The 12436-nt window shown below is 64.4% G+C and carries 7 protein-coding genes; 6 read left to right on the forward strand and 1 reads right to left on the reverse strand.

What is annotated here, in order from left to right:
• Window positions 1-505 precede the first annotated feature (505 nt).
• From VGC56_RS15215 to VGC56_RS15230, 4 genes are all read left to right on the forward strand, one after another.
• Window positions 506-2821: a tellurite resistance TerB family protein gene (locus VGC56_RS15215; RefSeq protein ID WP_464126232.1), complete on the forward strand. Its 2316-nt coding sequence runs from the start codon at window positions 506-508 to the stop codon at window positions 2819-2821.
• Window positions 2818-4122, forward strand: a complete 1305-nt coding sequence (locus VGC56_RS15220) for an ATP-binding protein (protein WP_464126233.1) — start codon at window positions 2818-2820, stop codon at window positions 4120-4122. Before VGC56_RS15215 ends, VGC56_RS15220 begins: the two co-directional genes overlap by 4 nt.
• A complete protein-coding gene (locus VGC56_RS15225) occupies window positions 4097-6340 on the forward strand; it encodes a DEAD/DEAH box helicase (RefSeq protein ID WP_464126234.1) in 2244 nt (747 codons plus the stop codon). The genes VGC56_RS15220 and VGC56_RS15225 overlap by 26 nt, the downstream gene beginning before the upstream one ends.
• 151 nt (window positions 6341-6491) lie before the next feature.
• Window positions 6492-7397, forward strand: a complete 906-nt coding sequence (locus VGC56_RS15230; protein WP_464126235.1) for a HEPN domain-containing protein — start codon at window positions 6492-6494, stop codon at window positions 7395-7397.
• A gap of 265 nt (window positions 7398-7662) precedes the next feature.
• On the opposite strand, the gene VGC56_RS15235 is transcribed toward VGC56_RS15230, so the two are convergent.
• Complete coding sequence (locus VGC56_RS15235) at window positions 7663-9090, reverse strand: SMEK domain-containing protein (protein ID WP_464126237.1); 1428 nt, start codon at window positions 9088-9090, stop codon at window positions 7663-7665.
• Between VGC56_RS15235 and VGC56_RS15240 the strand changes: the two genes are divergently transcribed.
• Window positions 9074-10672, forward strand: coding sequence for an SIR2 family protein (locus VGC56_RS15240; protein WP_464126239.1), 1599 nt, complete (start codon window positions 9074-9076; stop codon window positions 10670-10672). The genes VGC56_RS15235 and VGC56_RS15240 overlap by 17 nt on opposite strands.
• Window positions 10669-12084, forward strand: coding sequence for an argonaute/piwi family protein (locus VGC56_RS15245; protein ID WP_464126240.1), 1416 nt, complete (start codon window positions 10669-10671; stop codon window positions 12082-12084). Before VGC56_RS15240 ends, VGC56_RS15245 begins: the two co-directional genes overlap by 4 nt.
• Window positions 12085-12436: the final 352 nt, after the last annotated feature.

Consider the following 12436-nt stretch of genomic DNA (forward strand, 5'->3'; position numbering starts at 1 on the left):
CAATCCAAGAGAATTCTTGAGCGTTGGCCACACCGCAAATTCGAACATGGAAGCTTGGTGGATAGCGCCCAAAAAGTAAGGTGACGAGCACGTCAGCTTACGGCAAGCTCTAGAGGAGGTGGGGTAAACGGTGGGCCGCAAGCTCGACAATCTGCTTTTCGAACTCGGCCGTTCGGTACGGCGGCTAGTCGGTGGCGATTCCGCGAGCGACGCAAGGCTGGACCCTCGTCCCGCCAGGCGCGATTCGGGCTGCCTTCCGGGGGCGTCGCGGCCCAGGAGCGGTGATGATGTCGAGCCGACCCGTGACGGCCGATTCCGAGCTGGCGGCTACATTTTCACGTCGGAGGGTCAGGCTCGCCAGTTCCTGGAGCGATCACCGGTTCCAAAGGCTTCTCGTCCGGTTTCACCTCCACCTCCACCTCCACCTCCACCCCCCGCCTCTCGCCCGGCGCCGTGCTCATCGCCCCGGTCGGAAGTGCCTCTCACCGCCTCGGAGCGGGAGTTGATGGCGGTCTACGGTGTTTCTGCGAAGGATGGCGGCTTCAGTGTTCGCGGCTTCGTCTTCAAGACGCTCGATCAAGCTGTGAGTTGGGCCAAGAGGAGCGCCCGACCTGTGCCGCCTGGCCCGAGGTTGCCGATCGGCGCGGACGCCAGGTTTCGCTGGCCGGTCCGTGAATCGCCTGCGCCTGCCCGGGCGCCCGTCCCGCGGCCAGCAGTTCGCCGAGCGTCTTCCTGGGCTGCGTCGCCTCCACTCGCGCCGAAGTCGAGCGACAAGCCGAAGTGGATTGGGTCCCCGACTCAGCTTGAGATCGGGGGCGTCTCATTCACTGCCGAGATGGTCTACGTCGGGGCGGCGCATCCTTACGAATATCCGCGCAACAATTCCTTGATCGATTCCGCGCTGCCCGTCGCACAGTGCGGCGACCCGGAAGGGTCAACGCTGTCGTATTGGGGATGCTATCAGAACCTTCACCCATCCGCCCGCCGCACCTATCTGGAGTGGCTCCGCGCCGGGCGAAGCGATCCTTCGGTGCCGATCGGTTATGTGTTCATCTTCTTCTATGGACTGGAGTGGCGGCTTCTTCGCGAGGAAAAGCGTGACGAAGCGGCCGTCCTTGGCGCCGAGGTTCGCCGGTTGCTTGGGGTCTACGGCGCCAATCACTCTTTCCGCGGCTACGCGGAACGCTTCCTTGATGTCGCCACTTTGCTCGCCGAAGGCACCATGGAGCCCATCGAGCCGACGCTGGCGCTGGCGAGGCACTGGGAGATGCCGCTCCGCGTCCGAGTCTACCTGGGTTCACTCGTCGGGCAGGGCAAACCGCTCGACGCCGACGCGGCTCTTCTGTGGCTGCTCGGCACGCCGGGCGCCTCGTTGAGGACCCCTGCCACCCGGTGTTTTGCGGAGCTGCGCGAGCTCTGGGCGATCCGTTTTCGCGAGACCTATCCTCAGGGGCTGGCAGTGAGGCAGCCAAAGGCGCGCATCAAGCACGCCTATCGGGCGGCCAGCGGCGCTTTCACCAACAGCGTCTCGATCGATGAATTGCCGGACATTACAACGGTCTCGGCACCGCTCGGGCGACTGCGGGCTTTGCTCGAGGCGTGCACCGACGAACTCGATCCGCTCAGCCGCCTGCTCGGCCGTCAGCCGGAAGCACGGGGCAGCATTGCGGCCGCTGCAGCGGCGCCCCAAGCTTTGTTGAACGGACCGCTCGGGGAGGGACTGCGTGCCTGCGGGCGAGCGATCGCGAAACACGTGGGGGACCGAGCGGCTGCGATACCCGTCCGGGAGGTCTTGGACCTCCTTGAGATCGATTGTCCCAGGCTCGAAGGGAGGCTCCCGGCCGGTACGCTTCGCCAGGTGGCAGCGCTTCTCGACAGCATCGGTTTCGGGTTCGAGCCTGACCGTCGCTATGGGTCTGGCCTGGCGGTGACGGGAGCTTCGAAGCTCTTCCTATTCCCCGCCCCTGGCGGAGGACGGGTTGATGCGGAACGGCCGGCGTACGACGCGGCCAGAACGACGGTCGAGATCGCGGCCTTGGCGGCTCTGGCTGACGGGGAGGCCTTGCCGGTGGAGCTTCAGTCGATCTGGAGGGACCTCGCTTCGCTGCCCGATCTCGACGAGGTCGAGCGGTCGCGGCTGAGCGTTTATGCCGAGGCCCTTTTTGCTGATCCTCCAAAGCGGAAGGACGCGATCGCTCGTATGGTGGGGCTGCCGCTCAGGGAGCGACGCCGGGTCATCAGGTCCGTGGTCGCGGCTATCCTGGCAGATGGACGTGTGTTGCCGGCTGAGGTGCGCTTCCTCGAGCATCTTCACGCAGCGCTTGGGCTTCCTCAGGAGGACGTCTATTCCGCCCTCCATCGCGGCTCGGTGGAGGAAGACCTCCTTCGGCCAGTTGGTGACGAGGATGCCCCCAGGGTTCGATCCGGCCCATCGCCCGGTAAAGCTGTCAGGATAGATGCCGCGCGTCTCGAGAGGATACGAGGCGAGACCTCTGCAGTGTCGAGCCTTCTGGCCGGTATCTTTGTCGAGAACGAGGAGGCGGAGGCACCGGCGCCGCCGGCCCCTACAGCCGTGGCTCGGTTTGACGGTCTCGACACGGCTCATGCCGAGCTCTTGTGGGTTCTCCTCCGGCGACCTTTGGCATGGGATGAGTTCGACGAGTTGGCGAGAGCAAGCAGATTGCTGCCAGCCGGCGCGATCGAGACGATCAACGAATGGGGGTTTGAGATGCTCGGAGAGCCGGTCATCGAGGAGGAGGATCCGGTCGCGGTCGCGAGCCACGTGGCTGAGCAGCTTGCGGCCATGGGAGCGGGGGCGTGACCGTGATACCGGCGATCCGCCAGCGCGATCGGGACACGATCCTGCAGGCTCTGGCCGCCGGCGTGGTGCCGCGAGTGGGGCTGCAGCATATTCAGGTCGGGCGCGCTCGGGAGATCGCAGCTCTGGTCCAGGATATTGACCGCGTTGCGGATGGTGGAGCGGCAATCCGTTTCGTCATCGGGGAGTATGGCGCCGGCAAGACCTTTTTCCTGAACCTGGTGAGGTTGATTGCGCTGGAGCGCCGCTGCGTGACGATCCAGGCCGATCTGGCACCGGATCGCCGGATCCACGCGACCGGCGGCCAGGCAAGGGGTCTTTACGCCGAGGCCGTTCGCAACATGGCCACCCGTACCAAGGCGGAAGGTGGCGCGCTGACCAGCATTGTCGAGCGCTTCATCACTGAATGCGTGAAAGCCGCCGAGAGTGGGGGCGGCAGCGTCGAGAAGGCGATCGACGAGCGGCTGCGGCCGCTTCAGGATCATGTAGGTGGCCACGATTATGCGACCGTCCTCAAGACCTACTGGCGTGCGAATGAGGATGGCGACGAGGCGCTCAAGGCCGCGGCCTTGCGATGGCTGCGCGCGGAATATCCCACCAAAACTGAGGCGCGTCAGGCTCTCGGCGTCAGGAGCATCATCGACGACGGTGACGTCTACGACAGCTTAAAGCTGCTGGCCGTTTTCGTGAGGCTGGCAGGATATGCAGGGGTCGTCGTCGTCTTCGATGAGATGGTCAACATCTACAAGCTCCAGAGCTCGCAGGCTCGGAACCAGAATTTCGAGCAGATCCTGCGCATCCTCAACGACGTGCTGCAGGGCGGAGTCGAAGGCCTCGGATTCCTGTTTGGGGGCACCCCGGAATTCCTTATGGATAGCCGGCGGGGGCTCTACAGCTACCAAGCGCTCCAGAGTCGCCTGATCGAAAACAGCTTCGCCACCGGCGGCCTCGTCGACATGACGGGACCCGTCTTGCGGCTTCAGAACTTGACGCCCGAGGAGCTGCTGGTCCTGCTCGGCAACTTGCGCTCGGTGTTCGCCTGCGGTGACGAGACGAAGCACCTGGTGCCTGACGAGGCGCTCACGGCGTTCATGGAGCATTGCAACCGGCGGATCGGCGAAGCTTATTTCCGCACGCCCCGGAACACGATCAAGGCATTCGTGCAGTTCTTGCGGGTGCTCGAGCAGAATCCGGGGGTCCAGTGGCAGGAGCTGCTCGGCGAGGTCCTTCTGGAGCGGGAGGAGCCCGAACCTGTCGATGAACCGGTTGAGGGGGACGATGACCTCGCCACCCTCAAGCTCTGAGGGTCTCGCCACCTTCGATCGGCTGCATCCGGAGGTCCGCCGCTGGATCAGGGACGAAGGCTGGACCGAGCTTCGCGATATCCAGGACCGCGCGATTGCCGAGATCTTGGACCACGAGGACGACGTCATCATCGCCGCGGCGACGGCCGCGGGCAAGACCGAGGCTGCCTTCCTGCCGCTTTTGACGAAGGTGGCGGGGAGGCGGGAGCCGGGCCTCGACATCCTCTACGTGAGCCCTTTGAAGGCGCTGATCAACGACCAATTCCGCCGGCTGGACCTGCTCTGCGAGCGTATGGAAGTTGCCGTGGTGCGCTGGCACGGCGACGCACCGCAAGGCGCAAAGCGCCGGACGATCGCCGACCCCCGCGGCATCGCCCTGATTACGCCGGAGTCGATTGAGGCGCTGTTCATCCGCCGTCCCAGCGATGCCTATCGACTGCTCGGGTCGCTCGACGCGATCGTGATCGACGAGCTGCACGCCTTCCTGCAGGGACCGCGGGGCCTTCACCTGGCGAGTCTCCTCCAGCGGATTGACGCCGCTGCCGGGCGCCGGTGCCGGCGTGTCGCTCTTTCAGCGACCATCGGTGACTTCTCGGCGGCTAAGGCCTGGCTCAACCCGAGATGTCCGGATGACGTCCGTCTGCTTGAGGCAGCGGGGAAAGGTGCTGAGCTGCGCCTTCAGATCCGCGGCTACGTCGAGCCGCCCGAGGAGAGTGGCTCCGATCAGCTGGAGGATGAAGGTACATCCGACGCATTGAGCCGTATCGCGGATCATATGTTCGCGACTCTGCGCGGTTCGAACAATCTCGTCTTCGCCGGATCGAGGCGGACGGTCGAGGCTCTCTCGGATCGTCTCCGGCGACGGTCCGAAAAGGCAGGGGTGCCGGAGGAATTCTTCCCGCATCACGGCAGCCTCTCCAAAGAGCTGCGCGAGGATTTGGAACGGCGCCTCAAGGCGGGAAACCTCCCGACCACCGCTGTCGCGACGACGACGCTTGAGCTCGGCATAGATTTGGGATCGGTCAAATCGGTCGCGCAGGTCGGAGCGCCGCGGTCGCTGGCATCGCTTCGCCAGCGGCTCGGTCGCAGCGGCCGGCGCCGCGGGACGCCGGCGGTTTTGCGGATCTATCAGCGCGAGAAGTATCTGATCGGCGACGACGATGTCTTGGACCGTCTGCGGCTTGGGACCGTCCGGGCGGTCGCGGCGGTTCGCCTGCTGCTTCGTAACTTCGTCGAGCCGCCTGTTGGAGATCCCTCTCTGTTGACGGTCGCGCTCCACCAGGTCCTCTCGATTATCGCTGAGGAAGGGGGCGCTCGAGCCGAGCGACTGTACGCGCTGATTTGCCAGCCGGGACCTTTCGCGGCCCTCGACCGCAGCGACTTCGTGGCCCTCCTACGATGCGCCGCAGCGGAAGAAGCCGAGCTCATCGAGCAGGCGCCGGACGGGACGATCATGCTAGGGCGTATGGGAGAGCGGCTCGTCGCCGGCAAGGACTTCTATGCCGTTTTCGAAACCGACGAAGAATGGCGTCTGGTTGCGGGAGGAACGGCCTTGGGCACGCTCCCGATCGTCAATGTTCTGGGCGTCGGGAGCATTGTCGGATTTGCTGGGAGAAGGTGGCGTGTGACGGGCGTAGACGATTTGGCGAAGGTGCTGGATGTCGTCCCTCATCCCGCCGGGCGCGTGCCCGTCTTCGATCGGCTTTCCTCGGAGCCTCTTCATGATCGGCTCGTGGCCGAGATGTTTGCGACATATCAGAAAGTTGACATCCCGGCCTATCTGGATCCAGTCGCGCGGGAGATGCTGGCAGAGGGGAGGGCGGCCTTTGGCGAGCGCGATCTTGGCCGTCAGCGGGTTATCGAGTCCGGCAGGAACGTCCACGTTCTGCTCTGGCGAGGCACTGCGATCAACTCGATCGCCGCGGTAATCCTGATCTGTGCCGGCTTCGAGTGTGAGGCTCACGACATGGGGCTGACAGTCCTCGACGCGGAGATCGAGACCGTGCGCTCATTCCTCGACGGACTAGCTGGGATACCTCCGCCCGAGGTTGTGGCTCAATTCGCCGAGAATCTGCGGACCGCGAAGTACGACAGCTACCTCTCCGACGACCTTCTGCGGCGCGCCTGGGTAAAGCGAAACGAGGGACTTTGGCCAAACGTCGAGGCGGCGCTGCTCAGTGTGTCGAACCCTTCCCGTGCCGGGCCGCCATCGCCGTGAGAACGCCGTGGGCAATGCCAAGAGCCGCTCCTCGTCCGCGCGGCCGAGCCGGGGGTGCCCTGGGGACCTCTCGTAGTGGTCTTAACGGAGCCGCCGGCATCGGCCCGGCGGGGCTGTGTTTTGTTCGCCGTCGGAGCTAGGGTCGATCCCAATGCGATCCGATCTCGACCATCTCCCCGTCAGCAAGCAGCGCGAGCTTCAGCACGTCGTCAGGGTGTTGTTCGAGGAGTTCGAGGCAGCACTGAAGAACGCGACCCAGCCCTGGAAGAAACAGGGGCGCATCCTGAAGCTGGTCCTCTACGGCTCCTACGCCCGCGGCGACTGGGTGGAGGATCATGCCGGCGGCTATGTGTCGGATTACGACATCCTTGTGGTCGTCAATGATGATCGGCTGACTGACGTTGTCGACTATTGGTCAGCAGCCGAGGATAGGCTCACCCGTGAGACAACCATCACCGGAGCGCTCGGCGCTCCGGTCAGCTTCATAGTGCACTGCCTCACCGACGTGAACCGACAGCTCGAGAAGGGGAGACCGTTCTTCACCGACATCGTTCGTCAGGGGATCGCGCTGTACGAGGCTGACGGTTTCGCGTTCGTTCCGCCTAGGCCCCTTCCGCACGAGGAGGCGAAGGTGGAGGCCCAAGGTTATTTCGATAAATGGCTTCCCAGCAGCCGCGCCTTCCTCAGCATGGGCAGGCACGCCGCAGATGAGGGTCACTCCAATGAAGCTGCGTTCGCACTGCATCAGTCAGCTGAACGCGCTTACCATTGTGCATTGCTCGTCCTCACGCTCTACAGCCCCAAGTCGCACAAGCTGAATTTTCTTCGCTCTCAAGCGGAGCAGATCGCGCCCGAGCTGATCGCCGCGTGGCCTCGCGAGGCAAAGTTCGAGAAGCGCTGCTTCGAGCTACTACGATTGGCATACGTGAACGCCCGCTACTCGCCCGAGTACCGGATCACGACGCAAGAACTGGAATGGCTCAGCGGGCGCCTTTCTGAATTGCAGCGGCTCGTTCAGACAGTCTGCGAGCGGCGGCTCGCGCCGCCCGATCGCTGATCGCGCCGGCTGAGGCTTGATCGGGCGGAACTCGGGCCTTTAGCTTCGCTTCGCTGCACGACCGCGCCCGCGCCCGCGCCAGCGCTCGAGCGGCCTCGGAGCCTGCGGCTACCTTTCGTTTATCGTCGGAATGTCGAAGAGCCTCCGAAACGTCCGGTTAGCGCCAATTACGGTCGCTCTCGATGGCAATCGGTTTGCCCGAAAGCGGACGGCGGTTAGGAGAGACCAAAACGCCAACTGCGCCCGTATCGTGATCAGCCCAGCGCTATCGCCGAGACCCTCTACCAAGCTTGGACTTGTTGTTCACATCCGCAGGCTTCTTGATTGATTCGGTGGGCGCTGGCGCCGGCGCCGGCCCGAACGGTCCGAAGTTCATCGTCGAGAACATCGTCCTGGCGGAGAGCGCCTCGGCCCTGACGAAATAGCCGAAGGCTTCGGGGAAGCCGGTGCTATGCGCACCGGGAAACCAGATCCGGAACATGCCCGACCTGCCGCTCCCGTCTTCGTCGAAATCGATGAACTTGCGCGCTTCGAGCAAGCGCACCTCGGCCATGAAATTGGGCATGCTGCTGCACATCGCTTGCAGATAGTCGGCGTTCATCTCGAGCCCCTGCCCGCCTATGCCCTGGCGCAGGTCAGATTCGTCGATCATCCATCCGAAGAATTCGCGCGTCAGCCGCGGTAACCGCGCCAGCGCATCGATGAACGCATCGAGCGCCGCGCGCGCCTCCTCCGCGTCGTCAAACAGCCCCTCCACATCCGGATGCGCCGCGAGCAGGCTGGCGTCCGAGCGCGTGACGCTCGGTTTCTGCTCGATGAACTGCATCACGCTGGTCGAGTAGCTGCCGTCGGGGAGCTGCGGTTCCAGCTCGATCCGGATCCGCCGCTGCTCGTCGGCGATCTTGCGGTGTACCGCCTGGAGGTCGCCGAGCGGCAGATCGATGATTTCGCGACAGAGCTCAGTCGTGCCGAGAATGCGCGACTCGTCGAACTTACACCTTTGCGCCTGTGCCGGGTCGAGCGCATAGGTCTTCTGGCGCTTGCCAATGATCAAGACAAAGACCTTCGGGTAGCTCGCCAGCTGCGCGGCGCTGATCTTCTCAAGTGTTTCGTTGATCTTCTTTGAGCCGCCCTGCGAGGTGATCTGGAATGCCATGCCGCCGACCGCATCGCCGAGATCGAGCCCCGGCGCGTTCAGCCGGTCCTTGTTGAGGTTCTGCAGATTGATGCCGTAGGTGAGGTTCAGCACTTCCTTGAAGAAGTCCTCGAGCACCCGGTTGAGGTCGGTGTAGCCGAGCGCACAGCGCTGTTCGACCTTGCTAGCGATCGCATCGAGATCGTCCACGACCTGGCCGATGAAATGTCCTCTGCTCGACACCTTCGTCTCCAACTTCTCGCGCTGCTCATCGATGTCGAGCAGGCCGCCGTTCCGCAGCTCCGCGCATCCTCCGCAAGCGGATAGCCAATCGCATGCAACGTTCCACAAGAAAATCAGCGAACACCACTGGCGAGTGCGCGAAGGAGGTTTAAACGTATCCGGGATGAGTGAGCGGGAGGCGATAAGCGAAATAGCGCCGGACGACTTTGCCAGGCGCTTTTCAATGCGTCCCGCGAAGCTGATGTGGTTCCTCGGCGCAGGCGTCTCCGCCGCCGCCGGGATCCAGACCGCGTGGGATATGATCTGGCGCTTCAAGCGCGAGCTCTATGTGAGTCAGCGAAAGGCCTCGCCGCAATCGGTCGCCGACGTGTCACAAGCCGCGGTCCGTGCGGTCCTCGATGCCTTCGTCGCCGAGTCCGACACCTTGCCGCGGCCGGGAGCGCCCGAGGAATACTCGGCATTGTTCGAGGCAACCTACCCCCAGGAACAAGACCGGCGGACCTATATCGACCACATGATCCGCGGCATGAAGCCGACCCAGGGCCATCTGGCGCTGGCGGCATTGCTGCGCGCTCGCCACAGCAACATCGTCTGGACCACTAATTTCGATCATCTTCTCGCCGATGCCTGCGCGCGCACGTTCGAAACCACAGCTGCGCTGAACTCGGCTTCGCTCGACGGGGCTTCTCTCGCGGGCGAGTTCATCTCTGAGCAGCAATGGCCGATCGAGGTCAAGCTGCATGGCGACTTCCGCTCGCGCCGCCTCAAGAATACGAGCGAGGAGCTCCGTCACCAGGACGCCCAGTTCCGGACCCAGCTCGTCGATGCTTGTCGCCGCTTCGGACTGGTCGTCGCGGGTTATAGCGGGCGGGACGATTCGGTCATGGGTGCGCTCGAGGATGCCCTCCAGGAACCCGGTGGGTACCCGAACGGCCTTTTCTGGATGCATCGCGGCGATGATCCGCCGCTTGACCGCGTGACCCGGTTGCTCGAACGCGCCCAGGCCGCGGGCGTCGAGGCCGGCGTCGTCCCCATCGAGAATTTCGACGAGGCGATGATCGACCTGCTGCGGCTACTGCCTGACATCGATATCACGCAGCTTCGCGCCGAGGGCCAGGAGCGGCGCCGATTCTCGCCGGCGCCCGCGCCCTTGGGGAAGAAGTCCTGGCCGGTGCTGCGGATGAATGCGGTCAGCGTCACCCGCCCGGTCAATTGCCGGAAAATCGTCTGTGGGATCGGTGGCGGCAAGGAGGTGCGCGACGCCGTGGCGGCAGCCGAGGGCAAGCTGGTCGTGGCACGCACTCGTGCCGGAGTGCTGGGCTTCGGCAGCGACGACGAATTCCGGCGGGTGTTCGGCTCGTTCGGCATTACCGAGTTCGGCATCGCTACGTTCGAGGATCACCGACTGCGCTACGATTCGCAGGAGCGCGGACTGCTGCGGCGCGCCCTCGTCGCGGCAGTCGCGCGGACGCACGACATGGATGTCCGCTCGCGCGGAACCAGCGACATCCTCGCTCCCAGGACGCCAGCCGACGCGGCGTGGCGGGCGCTCCGCGACATCGTCGGCGCGATCAGTGGCACCGTCCCGAAGAAGCGCGACATCGGCTGGCGGGAAGGGGTGGGCCTGCGGCTTGACTGGGCCAGCGACCAGCTTTGGCTGCTGATCGAGCCGAGGATCATCTTCGATGGCGGCAGCGAGGAAACCAAGGCGATCACATCAGACTTCGCGCGTGAGCGCACCGTGCGCCGCTACAACCAAATGCTCGACAAGCTCATCCATTATTGGTCGGGCGTCGTCGCCGGGAAGGACCTGCGCGCGTTCGCAATCGGGGACGGGCTCGACGCCATCTTCGACATCGATTCCCGCTCGGCGCATTCCTGGGCGGCGAAGCCATGACCGGTCAGCTGCAGCATCATGTCCGGCTGGCCGAGCCGCAGCTCCTGTTCCATCCGGACCGGTTGACCGATCGCGATATGCATCCGTTGCGCGGTCTGGCTAGGTTCGGCCCCTATTCGAGCGGCTTCACGCCATCGCCAATCCGGGTGGCGACGCTCACCGCGGCAGGGGAGTCGCGGCGGCTCTATGACTTCCTGCGGGAGCTCAACCAGCCGGCCAAGCCGCAGGAGCGGGCCGATTATCTGCCGGAGTGGAGCAGCTTCAACAGCGTCTTCCAGACCCACCTTGCCCCTGCCCCGAACCATTGCCGCCGCGAGCTCGACGCGGATCTCGACAGCGCGCTCAAGGACAGTCCCGCGCCCGCCTTGCTGCTGGCCGAGCGGCTGATCCGCGCGATCCAGCTGCTCGACGCCAACCGTGCCGAGTTCGACGTCCTGTTCGTCTATCTACCCGAACGCTGGTCGCACGGCTTCTACGGCGAAGACGATTTCGACCTGCATCATCAACTCAAGGCCTTCACCGCCGGCCGCCAGCTGCCCATCCAGATCGTGCGCGAGGGCAGCGCTCTGTCCTATCGATGCCGCGCCAGCGTGATGTGGCGCATCGGATTGGCGCTCTACGCCAAGGCCGGGGGCGTGCCGTGGAAGCTCGCCGATGTCGAGCCCGACACCGCCTATATCGGCATCTCCTACGCACTGCGTCCGGTGGAGTCCGAGCTGAACCGCTTCGTGACCTGTTGCAGCCAAGTATTCGACGCCGACGGCGCGGGCCTCGAATTCGTCGCCTATGACACCGCCGACGTCAACGTTCAGCGCGAGAACCCGTTTCTCTCCCACACCGAGATGTTTCGCGTGATCACACGCTCGCTGGAGCTGTATCGGCGCCGCCACGCAGGCCGGCCTCCGAGGAGGGTGATGATTCACAAGTCGACCGAGTTCAAGGAGGCCGAGGTTGAAGGCTGCTTTGAGGCGCTCAAGCACATTGAATCTGTCGATCTCGTCCAGGTCGTCGACGACAATGGCTGGCAGGCCGCGCGGTGGGAGCAGGACCGCAACGACCCGACGAAGTCGCAGGCGGACGGCTATCCGGTGAAGCGCGGCACGCTGCTCGGCCTGACCGGCAAGGATGCCCTGCTGTGGATGCATGGCGCGGTGGATGGGCTCGGGCGGCGCCCCTACTTCCAGGGCGGAAAGGGCACCCCGCGGCCGCTTCGCCTGGTTCGCCACGCCGGTCACGGCACGTGGGACGACACCGCGCGCGCGGCGCTGGCGCTGTCGAAGATGAACTGGAACAATGACGGGCTCTACGACCCGCTCCCGGTGACGATGAGCTATGCGAAGACGCTCGCGCAGGTGATCAAGCGCATGCCCGCGATGGGGAAGGGGACCTATCAGTTCCGCTTCTTCATGTAAGAGCGCCAAGGCCGTTTATCCCGTCTCGAATCGTTCTGCGGGAGGCGTCGGCATTGGGATCGAACCTACGATCTAAACCGGCCGAAGCTGCTTACTAATGGCGGCTTCTAAGCTTCAAGTTCCGATATGCCGCCGGTCCGCAACCGGCCAGCCTCTGCCGTTCCGCTGAGCGCCAATCCCGGTCATTCGCCTGTTCGGCTCGCGAACCCCAAAGCCGCCACCCCTTCATAGGTGGCGATCGGCACGCTTTGGCGTAAGCGGCCTATCCGGTTACCGACGGCACGCCGGCGGAAGCGGCCGATCACTCACTTGGGAGGGGAATGGGAAGCCGGAGCGGTCGAAATGAGTTGCG

Source organism: Allosphingosinicella sp., assembly GCF_036403745.1.
GTDB lineage: Bacteria > Pseudomonadota > Alphaproteobacteria > Sphingomonadales > Sphingomonadaceae > Allosphingosinicella.